General features: G+C 53.9%; 14 protein-coding genes and 3 pseudogenes. 9 read left to right on the forward strand and 8 right to left on the reverse strand.

The window, feature by feature from the left end; translation table 11 throughout:
* Positions 1–51: 51 nt before the first annotated feature.
* The 4 genes from O1V66_RS10510 to yceD form a co-directional block, all read right to left on the reverse strand.
* On the reverse strand, positions 52–1,005 hold the full coding sequence (locus tag O1V66_RS10510) for a beta-ketoacyl-ACP synthase III (RefSeq protein ID WP_045046469.1): 954 nt from the start codon (positions 1,003–1,005) through the stop codon (positions 52–54).
* A gap of 6 nt (positions 1,006–1,011) precedes the next feature.
* Positions 1,012–2,058, reverse strand: coding sequence for a phosphate acyltransferase PlsX (gene plsX / locus O1V66_RS10515; RefSeq protein ID WP_072045044.1), 1,047 nt, complete (start codon positions 2,056–2,058; stop codon positions 1,012–1,014).
* A gap of 64 nt (positions 2,059–2,122) precedes the next feature.
* On the reverse strand, positions 2,123–2,290 hold the full coding sequence (rpmF, locus tag O1V66_RS10520; RefSeq protein WP_002210931.1) for a 50S ribosomal protein L32: 168 nt from the start codon (positions 2,288–2,290) through the stop codon (positions 2,123–2,125).
* Between the two features lie 12 nt (positions 2,291–2,302).
* Entirely contained in the window at positions 2,303–2,827 is a 525-nt protein-coding gene (gene yceD, locus O1V66_RS10525; protein ID WP_045046468.1) for a 23S rRNA accumulation protein YceD, read from the reverse strand.
* Between the two features lie 141 nt (positions 2,828–2,968).
* On the opposite strand from yceD, the gene O1V66_RS10530 reads away from it, so the two are divergent.
* Entirely contained in the window at positions 2,969–3,574 is a 606-nt protein-coding gene (locus O1V66_RS10530) for a Maf family protein (RefSeq protein ID WP_152623565.1), read from the forward strand.
* Positions 3,575–3,647: 73 nt separating this feature from the next.
* On the opposite strand, the gene rluC is transcribed toward O1V66_RS10530, so the two are convergent.
* Positions 3,648–4,604, reverse strand: coding sequence for a 23S rRNA pseudouridine(955/2504/2580) synthase RluC (gene rluC / locus O1V66_RS10535; protein ID WP_045046466.1), 957 nt, complete (start codon positions 4,602–4,604; stop codon positions 3,648–3,650).
* A 619-nt stretch (positions 4,605–5,223) separates the two neighbouring features.
* On the opposite strand from rluC, the pseudogene rne reads away from it, so the two are divergent.
* Positions 5,224–8,787: pseudogene (gene rne / locus O1V66_RS10540) on the forward strand (ribonuclease E).
* Between the two features lie 73 nt (positions 8,788–8,860).
* Here rne and O1V66_RS10545 read toward each other — a convergent pair.
* Positions 8,861–9,148 (reverse strand): putative quinol monooxygenase, encoded by a 288-nt coding sequence (locus O1V66_RS10545; protein WP_045046464.1) that lies wholly within the window; start codon positions 9,146–9,148, stop codon positions 8,861–8,863.
* A gap of 246 nt (positions 9,149–9,394) precedes the next feature.
* Between O1V66_RS10545 and pyrC the strand changes: the two are divergent.
* The 5 genes and pseudogenes from pyrC to O1V66_RS10570 all read left to right on the forward strand — a co-directional run bounded on the left by pyrC (position 9,395) and on the right by O1V66_RS10570 (position 13,451).
* Positions 9,395–10,445: pseudogene (gene pyrC / locus O1V66_RS10550) on the forward strand (dihydroorotase).
* A gap of 119 nt (positions 10,446–10,564) precedes the next feature.
* The gene (gene dinI / locus O1V66_RS10555) at positions 10,565–10,822 is read left to right on the forward strand and encodes a DNA damage-inducible protein I (RefSeq protein WP_045046462.1); all 258 of its coding nucleotides are present in this window, start codon (positions 10,565–10,567) and stop codon (positions 10,820–10,822) included.
* A 255-nt stretch (positions 10,823–11,077) separates the two neighbouring features.
* Positions 11,078–11,332: a biofilm formation regulator BssS gene (gene bssS / locus O1V66_RS10560; protein ID WP_045046461.1), complete on the forward strand. Its 255-nt coding sequence runs from the start codon at positions 11,078–11,080 to the stop codon at positions 11,330–11,332.
* Between the two features lie 140 nt (positions 11,333–11,472).
* Positions 11,473–12,588 carry an N-methyl-L-tryptophan oxidase gene (gene solA, locus O1V66_RS10565; protein WP_045046460.1) on the forward strand — a complete coding sequence of 372 codons (1,116 nt, stop codon included), beginning with the start codon at positions 11,473–11,475 and terminating at the stop codon, positions 12,586–12,588.
* Positions 12,589–12,791: 203 nt separating this feature from the next.
* Positions 12,792–13,451, forward strand: a complete 660-nt coding sequence (locus O1V66_RS10570; protein ID WP_045046459.1) for a response regulator transcription factor — start codon at positions 12,792–12,794, stop codon at positions 13,449–13,451.
* A gap of 83 nt (positions 13,452–13,534) precedes the next feature.
* Here the strand turns inward: O1V66_RS10570 and proP are convergent.
* Positions 13,535–15,026, reverse strand: a pseudogene (gene proP / locus O1V66_RS10575) (glycine betaine/L-proline transporter ProP).
* A gap of 441 nt (positions 15,027–15,467) precedes the next feature.
* Positions 15,468–16,535, reverse strand: a complete 1,068-nt coding sequence (gene trhO, locus O1V66_RS10580) for an oxygen-dependent tRNA uridine(34) hydroxylase TrhO (protein ID WP_045046457.1) — start codon at positions 16,533–16,535, stop codon at positions 15,468–15,470.
* A 149-nt stretch (positions 16,536–16,684) separates the two neighbouring features.
* On the opposite strand from trhO, the gene O1V66_RS10585 reads away from it, so the two are divergent.
* Together O1V66_RS10585 and O1V66_RS10590 are read left to right on the forward strand one after the other, a co-directional pair.
* Positions 16,685–17,782: an NADH:flavin oxidoreductase/NADH oxidase gene (locus tag O1V66_RS10585; RefSeq protein ID WP_045046456.1), complete on the forward strand. Its 1,098-nt coding sequence runs from the start codon at positions 16,685–16,687 to the stop codon at positions 17,780–17,782.
* A 544-nt stretch (positions 17,783–18,326) separates the two neighbouring features.
* Entirely contained in the window at positions 18,327–19,247 is a 921-nt protein-coding gene (locus O1V66_RS10590; protein ID WP_045046455.1) for a Kdo(2)-lipid IV(A) acyltransferase, read from the forward strand.
* Positions 19,248–19,365: the final 118 nt, after the last annotated feature.

Genomic DNA, 19,365 nt, shown 5'->3' on the forward strand with positions numbered 1-19,365 from the left:
TGTTAATTCCGTAGCGCTCTGTGAGTCAAAAAATCAAAAGAGTCCGAAAAATCAGAATCGGACCAATGCCGAGCCCCAGGTGAAACCGCCACCGAAAGCTTCGAGCAATACCAGTTGTCCACGCTGAATGCGGCCATCACGTACGGCTTCATCCAGTGCAGTAGGTACCGATGCCGCCGAGGTGTTGCCGTGGCGGTCAAGCGTAACTACAACCTTGTCCATGCCCATGCCCAATTTCTTGGCGGTCGCGCTGATGATGCGCAGGTTCGCCTGATGCGGAACCAGCCAGTCCAGCTGCTCGCGATCCATGTTATTGGCTTGCAGGGTTTCTTCGACCACGTGCGCGAGTTCGGTCACGGCAACTTTAAAGACTTCGTTGCCCGCCATTTTCACGTACGGAGGTTGTTCAGGGGTTTTCTGGTTGGGGTATTCCAGACTCAGCAGGCTGCCGTAGCTGCCATCGGCATGCATGTGCGTGGAGATGATGCCCTGTTCTTCGGATGCGCCAAGCAGGACTGCACCCGCGCCGTCGCCGAAGAGGATCACGGTGCCGCGATCTTCGTCGTCGATTTTGCGCGACAGGACGTCGGAGCCGATAACCAGCGCATAACGCACGGCACCGCTCTTGACGTACTGATCGGCAACGCTGAGTGCATAGGTAAAGCCCGCACAGGCCGCTGCCAGGTCAAACGAAGCCGAGTCCTTGATGCCCAGCAGGTTTTGAATCTGGCAGGCAGAACTTGGAAACGCATGAGAAGACGAGGTTGTGGCAACAATAATGAGTCCAACGTCCTTGGCATCGACGCCAGCCATTTCCAGCGCTTTTTCGGCGGCGGTCAGGCCCATTGTTGCTACAGTCTCGTCCGGTGCGGCAATACGACGCTCACGGATACCGGTACGGGTGACAATCCACTCGTCCGACGTTTCAACCATTTTTTCTAAGTCGGCATTAGTCCGAACTTGTACGGGCAAGTAGCTCCCCGTACCGAGAATCTTTGTATACATGTACAGTCAGTCACTCTTGGGTAAGACAGCCTCAAGGCGCGCGGCAATCCGCTCGGGGACCTGCCGCTGCACCGCCTGAACAGCCTGCTCGATAGCTACAGCAAACGCCCGCTGATTTGCTCCGCCATGGCTTTTAATCACGATGCCGCGTAATCCTAACAAACTCGCGCCATTATACTGGTCTGGATGTAGATGACTGAAACGCTTTGCTAATTTTTTCTGTACTATTTTCTGCAAAGTCGGTCCGAACCACTTCATCCACCAGGATTTCCTGCCATTCTCCCCAGAGGATTTAAGCAATGACAAAAACATCCTGATCACACCTTCCATAGTTTTCAGTGTGACATTACCGACAAAACCATCACATACCATGACATCAGTTTTACCGGTTAGGAGGTCGTTGCCTTCAAGATAGCCGATATAATTGATTACGGGTATGTTTTTTAGAATCGAAGCCGCTTCTCGGATATTGTCCAGTCCCTTCGATTCTTCCTCGCCGATATTCAGTAAGGCTACACGCGGATTGCTGATGCCGACAACTTCTTCTGCCATGACGGATCCCATCACGGCAAACTGGACCAGCATCTGGCTGTCGCACTCCACGTTCGCCCCCAGATCAAGCACTACTGTCCTGCCGCGCTGCTGATTCGGCAGAACCGTCATCAGCGCCGGGCGCTCAATGCCTTCCAGAGGCTTGATAACAAGCTTCGCCAATCCCATCAATGCCCCGGTGTTCCCGGCGCTGACACACGCCTGCGCGTCGCCACTCTTGACGAACTCCAGTGCCATGCGCATCGAGCTTCCGCGACTGGCGCGAATGGCTTGCGAGGCTCTGGCATCGTTCGCAATCACTGACTCAGAGGCAATAACATTTATCCGCTCCAATAAGGAAGGATCGGTGTTGGCCAGATAAGGAGTGATTTCGTCGGGATTGCCGACCAGAAGAAGATTGAGTTCAGGATTAGAGGTCAGTGCCTGCAATGAAGCAGGCACTGTGACGGAAGGACCGAAGTCCCCGCCCATAACGTCTAACGCGAGGGTTAGACGTTTCAAGGTATCGCCTTGCTATTACTTAACAAGTTTAATGTTATCAAGTAAATAGTTAGCAAGTAAGAAATCAGCCGATAACCTTGCGACCGCGGTAGAAACCGTCGGCAGTGATATGGTGACGCAGGTGAGTCTCGCCAGAAGTTTTGTCCACAGACAAAGTGGCGGTGGTCAGCGCATCGTGTGAACGACGCATGCCACGTTTAGAACGGGTTGGTTTATTCTGTTGTACGGCCATGGACCTTACTCCTTAATTACTTTTCTTTAAACTTGCTAATACGGAGAACGGATTCGGTTTCTCGGCCTCTGGAGGCAGTTTACCAAATACCATTTCCGCGTCGGACACTTCACAGTGTTCAGAATCATGTACCGGAACCACAGGCAGTGAAAGAATAATTTCGTCTTCAATCATTGCCAGCAAATCGACTTCGCCAAAATCATCGACTTCGATAGGCTCGTAAGCTTCCGGTAATGCCTCAGCCTGCTCGTCATTCTTCACAGGACTAAAACAATATGTTGTGTGAACCTGGTGTTCAAACGTCTTGCCACATCTCTGACATTCCAGAGTAACAGTGACATCGGACTGACCTTTGATAACGGCCAGCTTTTGATTGTCGATATCAAACGACAAAGAGGTCTGCACATCTGAATCCACACTGACTACCGATGCGGCAACTCGCGTCACTTGTTCTGCGTCGTAGACTCCAATGTAGTCCAAACGCTTCTGAGCGGTGCGAAGGGCATCAACAGCCAGGGGTAATTTTACTTTTTGCATAGGGCGCGCATATTAACTTTGTAACGACGTAGAGTCAAAGAAAAAGGGCATTTTATAGCGCCTTTCACCAATATTCGCTTCCTCAGCGGCGGACAGTTTAAAATGGGTGATTCAATAACGCCATGCTTTGTGAAAAAAATTATGCAAACAGTGAATCAAAAAAGGATCCTTCTGGCTTCGACGTCGCCCTATCGCCGCGCCATTCTTGAAAAAACGACGCTGGAATTCAGCTGCGCCGCGCCAGACATCGATGAGACGGCGCTTGCCGGCGAGTCTGCCGAGGCGCTGGTGCAACGTTTGGCGGAGCAAAAAGCCCGTGCGCTGGCCGCGCGTTATCCCGGCCATCTGATTATAGGATCGGATCAGGTGTGTGTGATCGACGACACGATCCTCGGCAAACCGCACACCTTTGACAACGCCCGTCGTCAGCTGAGTCTGGCCAGCGGTAAAAAAGTCGTCTTTTATACCGGTCTTTGCCTGCTCGACAGCGACAGCGGAAAGGCGCAGCGAGTATGCGAGCCTTTCGAGGTGCATTTCAGAGTGCTCGAGGATGCAGAAATCAGCGGTTATCTCCAGCTCGAGAAGCCCTACGACTGTGCCGGAAGCTTTAAGTGCGAGGGGCTTGGCATCAGCCTGTTTGAGAAACTCGACGGGCGCGACCCGAATACGCTGATTGGCCTGCCGCTTATCGCCCTGCTCGGCCTGCTGCGCGAACACGGCATCAATCCGCTGACCGCGACGCCATAAAAAAAGCGCCCGCTGACTTGGGGCGCTTCTTTCGCTGGCTCACACCGTTGCCGTACATCGCGGCAACGGCCGATTATTTCGCGGCGTTGCGCAGCCTGGTCAGAGCATTGCGCAATTTTGGCTCGAGCGGCGCTTCGATGCGTATCGTTTCACCGGTGCCCGGATGTTCGAATCGCAGCGCGGCGGCATGCAGGAACAGACGATTGATGCCGGTGCCTGCGAGCTGGGCGTCAAATTCGCGGTCGCCGTAGCGGTCGTCGAACGCAATGGGATGGCCCGCATGCAGGGTATGCACACGAATCTGGTGGGTGCGCCCGGTTACGGGGCTGCATTTCACCAGCGTGGCAAAGGCGTATTTCTCTTCAATCTTGAAACGCGTTTCGGAAGGCTTGCCTTCACTGTTGACGCGCACGATGCGCTCGCCGCTTTGCAGAATATTTTTCAGCAACGGCGCCTGCACGACTTTGCAATGCGACTGCCATTCACCGCGCACCAGCGCCAGATAATCCTTCTGCATGGTTTTGAGACGCAACTGCTCATGCAGCGATCGCAGCGCCGAGCGCTTTTTGGCTACCAGCAGCACACCGGAGGTATCGCGGTCGAGGCGATGAACCAGTTCGAGGAAACGGGCGTCGGGACGCAGTGCGCGCAGCCCTTCGATGACGCCGAAGCTGAGTCCGCTGCCGCCATGAACGGCCGTGCCGGAAGGTTTGTTCAGGATAAGCAGGTGGTCGTCTTCATAAAGGATACAGTGCTCGAGCGCCGCGACCTTGTCGAGCTTGGCCGACACCGGCGCTTCTTCACGTTCGGCAACACGAACCGGAGGCACGCGCACCTCATCACCCGCCAGTAATTTATATTCCGGTTTGATTCGCTTCTTATTTACGCGAACTTCGCCCTTTCGCAAAATACGATAAATCATGCTTTTGGGCACGCCTTTCAGGAAAGTGCGCAAAAAGTTATCAATTCGCTGTCCGGCTTCTTCTTCGGTGATGGGGATTAATTGTACAGTTGGATTCTCAGTTTTCATGGGCCGTGATTCTAGAGGGTTCTAAATATTGAAGGCGGGGATCGCGCCGCTGATTTTTATGTGCTTAACTCTAAGTTTACCAGCAACCGTCGAGGATTACTTAAAACCGAAAATTAATTCGGACAATAAGGCGGTGTGAAGCCGTTCAAAGGTGTTAAATAAACTTTACCAACACCTAAAAGTCACCTTGCTATATCGGTACGAGCAATGGAATAATGAAGTCACTTCCGCGTTGATTCTCTTGAACTTAGGGAAAACGCTGGAATTAACGATTTGCTTATCTCGCAAAAACGCGGCAATGGCGTAAGACGTAATGTGAAATCAAGCAATTAGCGGGCTGCGGGTTGCAGCTTGGCCGGCAAATGGAATGTGATCTGGCTACCTAATCAGAAGCTATTCCCCACTAAAAGTACTGTTTTCGTACAGCTGCAGTTATATATCTTTCAAAGATTAACGCGGCAGAAGCAGGCTTACCGAAAATAATGCGCCCCTATGCAGGCGACAACCGGGAGGTTGACGACTATGCGAGAAGACTCGGGGCCAACGGTTTTAATCCGGCTATAGCGATTATTTTGCCCGCAGTTCTGACAATAATGCAAAAATAACGAGTAAGTTAAAGATGAAAAGAATGTTGATTAACGCAACTCAGCAAGAAGAGTTGCGCGTTGCTCTTGTAGATGGACAGCGGCTCTACGATCTGGATATTGAAAGTCCTGGCCACGAGCAGAAAAAAGCCAATATTTACAAAGGTAAAATCACCCGCATAGAACCAAGCCTTGAAGCAGCATTTGTTGATTATGGTGCGGAAAGACATGGTTTTCTCCCCTCAAAGAAATCGCCCGCGAATACTTTCCCAGCAATTATTCCTCCCATGGCCGTCCAAACATCAAAGATGTTCTGCGTGAAGGTCAGGAAGTCATTGTTCAGGTAGACAAGGAAGAGCGTGGCAATAAAGGCGCAGCACTGACGACGTTCATCAGTCTGGCCGGCAGCTATCTGGTTCTGATGCCAAACAACCCGCGCGCTGGGGGTATTTCCCGCCGGATTGAAGGTGACGACCGTACCGAACCGAAAGAAGCCCTCTCTTCTCTGCAACTGCCAGACGGCATGGGCCTCATCGTGCGTACCGCCGGTGTGGGCAAATCCGCCGATGCGCTGCAATGGGACCTGAGCTTCCGCATGAAGCACTGGGACGCCATCAAGAAAGCAGCCGAAGGCCGCCCTGCTCCTTTCCTTATTCACCAGGAAAGCAACGTGATTGTTCGCGCCTTCCGCGACTATCTGCGTCCTGACATCGGCGAAATCCTGATAGACAACCCGAAGGTTCTCGAGCTTGCCAAAGAGCACATTGCTGCGTTGGGTCGTCCGGATTTCAGCAGCAAGATCAAGCCTTATGTCGGCGAAATCCCGCTGTTTAGCCACTATCAAATCGAATCGCAGATTGAGTCCGCCTTCCAGCGCGAAGTGCGTCTGCCTTCCGGTGGTTCCATCGTTATCGATACCACCGAAGCCCTGACCGCAATCGACATCAACTCCGCACGTGCCACCCGCGGCGGCGATATCGAAGAAACGGCGTTCAACACCAACCTCGAAGCGGCCGACGAAATTGCCCGTCAGCTGCGTCTGCGCGACCTCGGCGGCCTGATCGTTATCGACTACATCGACATGACCCCGGTTCGTCACCAGCGTGAAGTCGAAAACCGTCTGCGCGATGCCGCTTCGTCAAGACCGTGCGCGCATCCAGATTGGGCGTATCTCGCGTTTCGGCCTGCTGGAAATGTCTCGTCAGCGTCTCAGCCCGTCACTGGGTGAATCTACCCACCACGTCTGCCCACGCTGCGGCGGTACCGGTACCGTGCGTGACAACGAGTCGCTGTCGCTCTCCATTCTGCGTCTGATTGAAGAAGAAGCGCTGAAAGAGAACACCAAAGAAGTTCACGCTATCGTTCCAGTGCCGATCGCCTCTTACCTGCTGAACGAAAAACGTGAAGCCGTGAATGCCATCGAGAAACGTCAGGGCGGCGTGCGTGCCGTCATCGTCCCTAACGATCAGATGCAAACGCCGCATTATCACGTGCTACGTGTGCGCAAGGGTGAAGAGTCCTCCACCTTGAGCTACCTGTTGCCACAGGTTCACGAAGCCGAGATGCTCCAGCCTTCCGAAGAGCTGCCTGCCGAGCGCAAACGTCCCGAGCAGCCTGCTCTGGCGACCTTCGCCCTGCCTGCCGAAGCGCCTCCGGCCTACGAACAGCAACCCGCGCCTGCCGCCCAACCGGCCCAGACGCGTACCGCTTCCGTCAACGCGGCTCCGGCTGCGGCAGCAGCACCGGCCAAATCCGGCGGCTTCATGAGCAAGCTGCTTGGCGGTCTGAAAAGTCTGTTTGCCTCCGAGCCTGCGCCTGAAGCCAAACCGGTTGAAGCGGTTAAAGACGTTCAGCCTGAAACCTCGGCCGAAACGGAAACCCGTCGCAGCAATGAACGTCGCAACCAGCGTCGTCAGGGCACGCGCCGTGACCGCAACGGTGAACGTGGCGAGCGCAACGGCGAGCGCAATGACCGTAATGGTGAGCGTGGCAACCGTAACGAACGTACCGACCGCAACGAACGTACCGATCGTACCGATACCCGCAGTGAAAATACCGACTCGCGTTCAGAGCGCACCAATGGCCGCACAGACCGTAACGACCGCGCCAACGGCCGCACCGAACGTTCTTCCCGTAATGCCGAGCGTAACGACCGTACCGATCGCAATCAGGACACTGTTGCCGTCGACACGGTAGCGCAGGATCTCGAGAACACCGGCGCACGCGAAGAGCAGCAGCAACAGCCTCGCCGCGAACGTGGCGATCGTTCACGCCGTCGCAACGATGACCGTCGTAAAACACAGCAGGAAGAGAAACCGGCTGATGCCGTTGTCGCAGAAACCGTAGCAGCAGCGCCAGCGCCGACTGCACCGGTAGAAGATGAAGACCGCATGCCTTCGCAGCGTCGCCAGCGTCGTCCGTTGACCCAGAAGATTCGTTTCGAATCCGAAGTGGATCAGGATGTCGAAGATGCCGCGCAGATGCTTATCACCGGTGTGAAACCCGCCGAACGTGCGCCGGAGCCGAAAGCCGTCGACAGCCAGGCCTACGAGCCAGCTCAGCAGCAGGAAGCCGGTAACGACACGGAAACCGATGAAGCCCAGAGCGACAGCAACCGCGAAAACGGCATGCCGCGTCGTTCACGTCGTTCGCCACGTCATCTGCGTGTGAGCGGTCAGCGTCGTCGTCGCTATCGTGACGAGCGTTACCCGAGCCAGTCGCCAATGCCGTTGGCAGGCGCGTTTGTCTCGCCGGAAATGGCATCGGGCAAAGTGTGGATTTCCTATCCGGTTGTTCAGTCAAATGAACAGGTTCAGCCAAACGAGCCGGTTCAGCCGCAGGCAGAACAGACGCAGCCGCAGACAGAAGCCGTTGCTCAGGCCGCTGTACTGACCGAACAGGTCGAGATTGCGCAGGCCAATACGCCGGCCGCGGCAGAAGTTCAGCCTGTGGTTGAAGCAGCGCCTGCCGTTCAGCAGCCTGCACCGGTTGAAGCGCCTCGCGTTGCCACCAACACCGTGACCTTCCAGGAAGCCCAGGAAGTGATCGAGCAGGAAGTGGAAGCCGTCAAGGCAGAAAACCCGGTGGCCGCCGAGCCGCACGTGGTTGAGCCTGCAACGCTTGAAACCGTTGACACCGACGTGCCGGCACCGGCGCCTACCGAACCGACCCTGGTCGAGCCGGTTGAGCCTGTCGTTGCACCAAACGTGGAAGAAGTGAAGCCTGCGGCCGTTGAAACCGCTGTCGAACCTGAAGCTGCCGCCCCTGTTGTTCAGGAAGTGAAGCCGCAGGAACCGGCAGTAGAAGTTCAGGTTGCCGGTATCGACGCGACCGAAGCCGAAGCTCCGTCTATCGCTATTCCTGCCACGCCTGCTGTCGACACGCAGCCGGCTGCCGCAGCGAAAACCGAGACGGTCGCGCCACGCTTCAAGCATCACGCTACCGCGCCGATGACCAAGGCACCGGCTCCGGCCTATGTTGCCGAACCGCCTCGCTTTAGCGATTGGGTTCGTCCAGCCTACAACTTCAGTGGTAAAGGTTCCGCAGGCGGACATTCCGCAGCGGCAACCGCGACGGCTCCGGCAACCAAGCCAGAATAACCGCGCGTTACCCCTGAAAACTAAAAACCCGCCACTGGCGGGTTTTTTTATGGCCTTGAAACCGTTGGAAGGCTTAGGCGAACAGCTTCATCTTCTTAATCTCGATTTTTTCAAGCTTGCCGTCCAGCTGGCTGACAAAATGCTGGAAGTGCGCGCTTTGCTCGTGCTGCTCGACCGCTTCCTGCGATTGCCAGCGTTCGTAAAACACAAAGCTGTTTTCGCTGTCGATTTCACGATGCAAATCGTATTGCAGACAGCCCAGTTCTTCGCGACTGGCCGCCACAATCGTGAGCAGCGCCTGGGTAACGTCGTCGAGAAATTCGGACTTGACGGTAAGAGGGGCAACAATTCGGACTTCCATGGTTCGTCTCCTGTTTGATAGCCGTTGAGAGCTATGGGATAAATCAATCTTCTATCGTAGGCAAAAAATTAAGTATCTCTAATAGTTAGGTCTGACTTTACGCGCCCACAGACACTGATTTCAATGTTAACTTAACAAAGTAATGCATCCTTTACATTTTGCGCTTATCCTTGTACCCCGCCGTTAATGCTCCCATTACTGCACCTGATTCGACCGTCCTGTCTCTCAATGCCGGAGTTTTGTAACATGACCGCCACACCGCAAGTTTTGAAAATACGCCGCCCAGACGACTGGCACATCCATCTTCGTGACGACGCCGTACTGAATACCGTGCTGCCGTTCACCAGCGAAGTCTTCGGCCGTGCAATTGTGATGCCCAACCTGACGCCGCCCGTGACCACCGTTGACGCCGCCATTGCCTATCGCACCCGTATCGAAGCCGCTATTCCTGCGGGCCACACCTTTACTCCCCTGCTGACCTGCTACCTGACCGATTCACTGGACCCGGACGAGCTGTCGCGCGGTTTCGAGCAAGGCGTCTTCACCGCGGCGAAGCTGTACCCGGCGAATGCCACTACCAACTCAAGCCACGGCGTGACCGATGTCAAAGGGATCTATCCGGTGCTTGAGCGCATGCAGAAAATCGGCATGCCGTTGCTTATCCACGGCGAAGTCACGCATCAGGATGTCGACATTTTCGACCGCGAAGCGCGTTTTATCGATGAAGTGATGGATCCGCTGCGCCGCCAGTTCCCCGAGCTGAAAGTGGTGTTCGAGCACATCACCACCCGCGAAGCCGCACAATATGTGCTGGCGGGCAGCGAATATCTGGGCGCGACCATTACGCCTCAGCACCTGATGTTCAACCGCAATCACATGCTGGTTGGCGGCGTGCGCCCTCACCTGTTTCTGTCTGCCTATCCTCAAGCGTAACGTCCACCAGCAGGCGCTGCGTGAAGTTATCGCCAGCGGCAACAAGCGCTTCTTCCTGGGCACCGACTCCGCGCCGCACGCCAAGCATCTGAAAGAGTCCAGCTGTGGCTGTGCGGGCTGCTTCAATGCGCCGCTGGCGCTGTCGGCCTATGCCACGGTATTTGAAGAGATGAACGCGCTACAGCACTTCGAGGCGTTCTGCTCCGAGAATGGTCCGAACTTCTATGGTCTGCCGCTGAACGAAGGCACTGTCGAACTGACGCGCACGCCGGTCACCCAGCCAGAAACCCTTCCGATGGGCAACGACACCATCGTGCCATTCCTGGCCGGTCAGACGTTGAACTGGAAAGTCACCGCCTGCTAAGGCTTGCAGACCCCACCAGAAACGGGAAGGTCACGCCTTCCCGTTATTTACGCTGCGCAGGCTTGCTCTTCCCGAAATAACTGTATATATTCACAGTATGATTATACGGAGGGACAGTTATGCGTATTGAAGTCTGTGTCGACAAGCGAAAACCTTTACCGATCGGCGCACTGGATGCCCTGTCAGGTGAATTGAGCAAACGTATCGATAAAAAATTCCCCGATGGCCAGCACAGTGTCCAGGTACGCTATGCCAGCGCCAACAGTTTGACCGTGTTGGGCGGTGCCAAGCCTGACAAAGATCTTATTGAAGAAATCCTGCAGGAAACCTGGGAGAGCGCCGATGACTGGTTCTCCGTGGAAACGCCGGATAGTTAACCTTATATAATGATAACAATCAGGCTTTAACAGCCATTTTTTATTTTCGCCGGGCGTCGCTGTCCGGTTTTTTCGTTGCTCCCGCCTCAAAACATATTGCCGATATTTTGCACAGAACGAAATATTTACAACTAAATGCGCGATTTATATGCCCAAAATTGAATAAATGCTTATACTTAACTTGCTCACTTGATAATGAGCCGCATTGATCCTCGATAGTCACTCACGCTAGTCACTACAAGATAAGGGGTCTAAATGGACAGAAATGACGAAGTAATTCAGACACACCCGCTTGTTGGTTGGGACATTAGTACCGTTGATTCCTACGATGCCATGATGATACGTCTTCATTACCTGTCTTCAAAAGACCAACCGACCGAGGATGCTCAGGTAGACAGAACCTTGTGGTTAACTACCGATGTTGCCCGGCAATTGATTAATATCCTTGAAGCTGGCATAGAAAAGATCGAATCCAACGAGTACGAGTACATTGAACAGCGTAAACACTAAGTATTACCGTCCAGTCTAAGGCACCGCCGAGTTCTCTCGAGGTGCCTTTTTTAATGCCCTTTTCTGCCTTGCCAAGCTCCCGCCGAAGTTACTATCATGCCCGATACCCTGCATAAAATTTATCGAGGAGCCGTTAGCTGATGGATTATGATCTGATTGTGGTAGGCAGTGGATCGGTAGGTGCCGCTGCCGGTTTCTACGCAACCCGCGCCGGACTAAAGGTGTTGATGATAGACAGCGCGATGCCGCCGCACAAGGAAGGCAGTCACCACGGTGAAACCCGTATCATTCGTCACGCCTATGGCGAAGGCGCGCGTTACGTGCCGCTGGTCCTGCGCGCACAGGCGCTATGGAACGAACTGGCGATGCTGACCGGCGAAGAGCTCTTTCGCGCCTGTGGCGTTATCAATATCGGCCCGCAGGGATCGGCGTTTATTGCCAATGTGAAAGCCAGCGCCCGCGAGTTCAACCTTAATACGCAGGCTCTGAGCGCCGAACAGATCCGACACAAGTGGCCGCAGCTCAATGTCTCCGACGACTATAGCGGCGTCTATGAGCCCGATTCGGGTTACCTGTACTGCGAAAAGGCGATCGCAGGGTATATTCGTCTCGCTCGCGAAGCAGGTTGCGCCCAGTTGTTCAACTGCGCCGTCGACCGCATCTATTATGAAGGCGACACGGCCGTCGTAGTGACGAGCGAGGGCGAATACCGCGCGCCCAAACTGGCATTGACCGCAGGCACCTGGGTCAAAAAATTCCTGCCGGATCTACCGATGACGCCCATGCGCAAGGTGTTCGCCTGGCATCAGGCCGATGGCCGCTACAGCGAAGAAAATCATTTTCCGGTGTTTACCGTTGAAACGCAGGCAGGCGATCAGTTTTACGGATTCCCGGCGGTCAAGGACAGCCTCAAGCTCGGTAAGCACAACGGCGGGCAGCCTATCACGTCGCAGAAAGAGCGCACGCCGTTTGGAAGCGTAGCAGAAGACGGTCGCGAAGTATTTGGTTTCCTGCGCCAGTTTCTGCCGGGCGTGGGCGTGTGTCTTCACGGCTCGGCCTGTACTTACGATGTCACGGAAGATGAAGATTTTATTATCGACCGCGTGCCGCAGCACGACAATACGCTGGTCATTTCCGGACTCAGCGGGCACGGCTTCAAGTTTGCCAGCGCGCTCGGTGAAACCGTCGCGCTGTTTGCCCAAAACCTTCCTCCTAAAGCCGATCTGTCGCCCTTCCTGCTCTCTCGATTTAAATAAATTTATTATTTAGCCTCGAATCATTCGCCGATTAATATATTCGGTGAATGATTTAATTATCTGATATTTTCTATATTTATCAATAAGCTGTTTTTATTGCACTTATTTGACTTTCACTGTTATTACCCCCTATTCTCCGTTTACCGGATCACAGGAGTGGCCATCTCCTTACCTTACATAAAATAATTACAAGGATGTCACCCATGAAAATCCTTATTGTAGAACCTTGCGGTTTTATGCGGCTCGGCATGCTTTCAATGCTGGTCGATACGCCACAAATAGAGGTGCTGGACGTTATTAATCTTGAGCAGGCATTGATTGAAGCCCCTTTATTTAAACCCGATATTATATTGGCGAATATGACCCGTCATTGTCATTGCACGCACATCAATCAGGAAATCGCGCGGTTTTTGCAGTTGAGAACACACAGCAGAATTTATTGTTATCTCGATGCCAATTATCCCGACCACGAAGAGCCTATCATGATCGCTGAAAACTTTTTAATACTGCGAAAACAGAAGGTTGAAGCGGTTTTTACGCAGGCCGTGGCGCAGGCCGCGTCGGGCCGCCCTGTGACCCACTGTACCCAGCCCTATTCACTCTATAGCGATCAGGAAATTCTGGTGCTGAACGACTGGATGGCGGAAGTCCCGAATTATCGAATCGCCCGCAAACTCACTATCAGCGACCGCACGGTCTATGTGCATAAACGGCATATTACGCAAAAAATTAAAGTGAGAAATCGTCTCGAATTCTGCTTTATTTATAATTTAATCAAGTATTTCTATTGGCCGATAAACCCTCTGGCAAGGCGGCCATTAAGTCGTCAGACTAAAAATGACATTATATTACTGATGCGTTAACCGGTGAGTTCGGAATATTAAGCTGAAGACTTACGCTTTCCTGTAAAATAAAAGGCTACCATTCAGGTAGCCTTATTTGATTATTAGGCGGTGGGCGTATTGCCCGCTCCGGCTTTATCTTCTTCTTTCTTCTTGCGTCGCAACTGAAGTTTTTTCAGCAGCGTTTTGGCCTCTTCTTTACTGGCCACGGCCGGCGCAGAACCGATGAGCGGTTTACGCGCCGTCTCTTTCAGCGAGAACACTGTAATGGCGCCAATGACCGCCGCCCCCATCAGGTAGTAGGCCGGCACCATCACGTTACCGGTTTCCGACACCAGCCACGAGGTCAGCAGCGGCGTGGTTCCGCCAAACAGAGACACGGAGATATTGAAGCCGATAGCCAGCGAGCTATAGCGCGTGTTGGTGGTAAACAACGAAGGCAGCGCCGACGGCATGGTGCCGGTAAAGCAGGTATGCACGACACCCAGCAGCATCAGGCCGCCAAACACGCCCCACAGCGAGCCGTTGCCAATCAGCATCAGAGAGGGAATGGAGAAGACAATCAGCCCGACGGCACCGGCCAGCAGCACCGGTTTGCGGCCCAGACGGTCATTCGAATAGCCCAGCAGCAGCGTCAGCGGCATCATGATGAACATCACCACCATAATGAGCATCAGCCCGCTCAACTCGCTCATGCCCAGAACCGCTTGTCAGGTAACTCGGCATGTAGGACGTCAGCATATAGTTGGACACGTTGAACAGCAGCACCAGCCCGATACATTGCAGCATCGGGCGCCAATACTGGCGCAGCATCTCGAACAGCGTCTGACGCGGTTTACTGTTCTCGATTTCATCCTGTTTCTCCATATGCTTCTTGAACGCCGGAGTTTCTTCCAGTTTCAGACGAATATAGAGACCAAACAGGCCAAGCGGCGCGGCGATGAAGAACGGGATACGCCAGCCCCAATCCAGCAGTTGATCGGCAGACATCAGCGCCGTCAGGCCTGTAACCAGACCCGCGCCCAGCAGATACCCGCCGAGCGTACCGAATTCCAGCCAGCTGCCCATAAAGCCACGACGTTTATCGGTCGAGTATTCGGCAATGAAGGTCGCCGCCCCGCCGTATTCACCGCCGGTCGAGAAACCCTGCACCAGACGCGCCAGCAGCAGCAGAATCGGTGCTGCAATACCGATGCGTTCATAACTCGGGATAAGCCCGATGCTGAAGGTCCCGGCCGCCATCATGATCATGGTAAAGGCCAGAACTTTCTGACGTCCGATGCGGTCGCCCAGCGGGCCAAAGACCAGTCCGCCCAGGGGACGCACCAGGAAGGCCGCGGCAAAGGTGGCGAACGCGGCAATCAACTGCGCCGAGGCGCTGCCGCTCGGGAAGAAGACATGACCGATGGTCACGGCCAGAAAGCTGTAGACCCCGAAGTCGAACCACTCCATTGCGTTGCCCAGCGCAGCCGCACCCACGGCGCGATGAAGCATTTTTTTATCGACAATGGTGATGTCGTCGAGTGTCAGTTCCGGCTTGCTGCGCTTACGCCAGAACTTGATATGCGAAGTATGCGATTCTGTCGAATCTTTCATAAATGACCTCAAATGTTGCTACTCATTATTATCCGTGCAGCATCATAGCTTTCGCTTCCCGGCAGATTGGTTTGCCCAAGACGATGAACAAACGTGACGCGAGAGCTATGCAGCAGCGTTTATAATTCACTTCATTACGCCCTTAAAACGACATTAAAATTCGTGCCAAATTCGTCAATGAAAGTCATATTTACATATCTTTAACCTATACAATAATGTGATATGGGTCAAGTTTAGGGGAAAATCGATAAAATCGCGGCCTAAAATTGACATTTCCTGTCAATCGAACAAAAAGCCGGTTCTGTGACAATCGCTGTGAAATGGCGCGTTGGCAGAATAAAAAGTGGCGGGCGGGAAAAGACGGGATAGCGGGAAGTATAGAGCCAGGTGGAAATCAAGCCTGCGGCACGCGTGTACCGGCAGGCTTGTACAACGCGCAGATTACTCCTGCGGCGCAGTATCGTTGGGTGCAGGAATGTGCATCGTGGTCTGCAGCAGGCCTTTCGACTTGTTGAAGATTTTATTGCCATTCTCTCGACCCGCACGCAGCGCACGCTGTTGCTCCGGCGGCAATTTCAGTTCGGTCTGGCAAATCTCGCTGCAGCAGCCGTCAAACTTGGCCGCACAGGTCGGGCACTGAATGAACAGCAAATGACAGCCGTCGTTCAGGCAGTTGGTGTGATTGTCACACTCGGCGCCGCACTGGTGACAGTTTGCGATAACGTCGTCTGAAATACGCTCGCCCATGCGCTCGTCAAAAACAAAGTTCTTGCCCTTGAATTTAACCGGCAGGCCCTGCTCTTTGGCACGACGTGCGTATTCGATAATCCCGCCTTCGACGTGATAAACATTCTTGAAACCGTTATGCAGCATGTAGGCACTGGCTTTTTCGCAGCGAATGCCGCCGGTGCAGTACATCACGATTTTCTTGTCTTTATCTTCCTTCAGCATATCAACGGCCATCGGCAGCTGATCGCGGAACGTGTCGGACGGCACTTCGATAGCCTGGTCGAAATGCCCCACTTCGTATTCGTAGTGGTTACGCATGTCGACAAACAGCGCATCGGGATCGTCTATCATCGCATTGACCTGTTCCGCCTTGAGGTACTCGCCCACATTGGAAGGGTCAAACGTCTCGTCATCGATACCATCAGCTACAATACGTTCACGCACTTTGAAACGCAGCACCCAGAAAGACTTGCCGTCATCTTCCAGCGCGACATTCAGACGAACGTTGTCGAGGGCTGGATGACAGGCAAACAGGTGTTGTTTAAAGGCGTCGTACTGGCTTTGTGGCACGCTAATCTGGGCATTGATGCCTTCTTTGGCCACATAAATGCGACCAAAAACATTTAACTTAACCAGTTCGAGGTAGAGCTGGTCGCGAAATGCCTTGGGATCATCCAGATGGAAGTACTTATAAAAAGAAACTGTCGTGCGCGGCTCGGTTTCGGCCAGCATGCGCGCCTTCAGTTCCTCATTGGAAATTCGGTTATGTAACACTGGCATGGTGTACTTTCCTGTCTTTCGTTGAGGCTATTCTAAGCAGAGTAAAAATTAAAGCGGCGCTATCATACCTGAAACCGCCACAGGGATTAAAGCTTCGATAACGCAAATTGCGTCGAATCACTATTCATACCTATCAATACGAGGTCACGATGAGCAAGCTATTTGAAGGCACCAAACTGGGTTCACTTGCGTTGGAAAACCGCATTGTCATTGCCCCGATGTGCCAATATTCGGCAGATAACGGCAAAGCGACCTCCTGGCACCACGCCCACCTTGGTCAACTCTCCTTCTCGGGCGCGGGTTTGCTTATCCTCGAAGCCACCGCCGTTGAAGCCGTGGGCCGCATCACCCCGCAGGATTTAGGCCTGTGGAATGACGAAACCGAAGCGGCGCTGGCAGACCTGGTGACTTCTCTTCGCGAAAACAGCGATATTGCGCTGGGCATCCAGTTAGGTCACGCGGGCCGTAAAGCCTCGTGCTACGCGCCCTGGGAAGGCGGCAAGCAGATGAGCATTGCAAATGGCGGCTGGCAGACCGTTGCGCCTTCGGATATCGCCTTTGCCGACAGCGATGCGGCACCCGAGGCGATGTCTCTCGAGCGCATCAACGAATTCAAGCGCGCGTTTGTCGAGAGCGCCAAACGTGCCGACAAACTGGGCTTTGATCTGATTGAGCTGCACGGCGCGCACGGTTATCTGCTGCACCAGTTCCTTTCGCCGCTTTCCAACCAGCGTCAGGATCAGTACGGCGGGTCGTTTGAGAACCGCATTCGTCTGCTGCTGGAAATCTATCAGGAGGTTCGTGCCGTGCTGACGGCCGACAAGCCTATCGGCGTGCGTATTTCGGCAAGCGACTGGGTTGAGGGCGGCTGGGATGTCGAGCAGTCGACCGAGCTTGCCAAGGCGCTGGATAATCTGGGCTGCGACTACATTCACGTGTCCAGCGGCGGCCTGTCCACCGAACAGCAAATCTCCGTCGGCCCGAACTATCAGGTGCCTTTCGCCCGCAGCATCAAGCAGGCCGTGAAGATGCCGGTTATCGCCGTGGGGCTTATCACCGAGCCGGAACAGGCCGAAGCGATTATTGCCACCGGCGAGGCGGACTATATCGCGCTGGCGCGCGGGATCCTCTACGACCCGCGCTGGCCGTGGCATGCCGCCGCCAAGCTGGGCGCAAAAGTCAGCGCACCGAAACAGTACTGGCGCTGCGAGCCGCACGGCGTCAAAGGGCTGTTCAAATCGGAATAAGCTTTTGTTGCGCTTAATAATGATTTAACGTTCAAATGCAAGGATGTCTGTTACAGGCATCCTTTTTTTGTGCGCCACGCTCCAATAAAAAAACTCTTTTCGTCGATTCCCGCTTTATCGCCGCCCAGGGCGCAAGCTGGATTGACAAAAGCCACTTCCTTAACAATATTCAATCCGATAGCGTCACTCGCCGAGAAAAAGCGCCCGTCTTTCTCCGCCTGTATTGTTAAGCCTGACTGATGAAATTTGGGTTTAAAGTATATTTAATAAACGATTTCGCCGATTTTAGAGGCCTACTTCCTGATAAATGAGGTTTTAATGCCGTCGGTTTTCACCTTGGTAAAAAAAATGTCACAATATGCGACTTTGCCAGGGATCGTTAACCTGCTGTAACAATGAGAATTCAGACAGGCAGGCACTTCTTCGGCGGGCTGCTGGCAGATTGTACGAGACATACCGGGCTGATTTTCAGTTGCGCAATGTCCGACACTTTCTCGAAAGAGCTTATATTTTCTTACTTCAATACTGATGACGCAGAGATTTTATGACTCAGGTTCCAACCTTTAACCGTTCATTATTGCATCCTCGTTACTGGCCAACCTGGCTGGGTCTGGGGCTGCTGTATTTGCTGGTGCTGTTGCCGTATCCCCTGATTTACCGCCTGGGTTGCGGTATCGGCCGCTTCTCGCTGCGTTTTCTGAAACGCCGCAGCAGCATCGCGCAGCGCAATCTGGAGCTGTGTTTTCCGGATATGCCGCAGAGCCAGCGCGATCAACTGGTGCTCAAAAATTTTGAATCGGTCGGCATGGGCTTGTTTGAAACCGGCATGGCGTGGTTCTGGCCGGACTGGCGCATCGAGCGCTGGTTTAAAGTCAGCGGGCTCGAGCATATTCAGCAGGCGCGCGACAACCAGCAGGGCGTGTTGTTGATTGGCGTACACTTCCTGACGCTTGAGCTGGGTGCGCGCATCTTTGGTATCCATAATCCGGGCATTGGCGTTTACCGTCCGCACGACAATAAACTGATGGACTGGATCCAGACCAAGGGCCGCATGCGCTCGAACAAGGCGATGCTGGACCGCAAAGACCTTAAAGGCATGATCCGCAGCCTGAAACAGGGCGACATCATCTGGTATGCGCCGGACCACGATTACGGCCCGCGTGCCAGCGTGTTTGTGCCTTTCTTTGCCGTCGATAAAGCGGCCACGACTACCGGCACCTACCTGCTGGCGCGTATGGGCAAACCGGCCATCATTCCGTTTACGCCGCGTCGCCTGCCGAATGGCAAGGGCTATGAACTGCTGCTGCATCCGGCGGTGGAAAACTTCCCGCTGGAAGACGAAGTGGTGGCCGCCACTTACATGAACAAAGTGGTCGAGGACGAAATCAAGCTCGCGCCGGAACAGTACATGTGGCTGCACCGCCGCTTCAAGACGCGTCCAAAGGGCGATCCTTCACTCTATTAATCCTGCCCTTTTCCCGTCATCGCGCAGTCGGTGACGGGCTTGCCTGCCTTCCCTTCCCCCTTTTTGTTGTTAATTATTATTTCGTAATAAGTCAGCCTATTCATTGAAGTGGGTAATA

Origin of the sequence: Rouxiella chamberiensis, from assembly GCF_026967475.1 — a bacterium.
GTDB classification, from domain to species: Bacteria; Pseudomonadota; Gammaproteobacteria; order Enterobacterales; family Enterobacteriaceae; genus Rouxiella; species Rouxiella chamberiensis.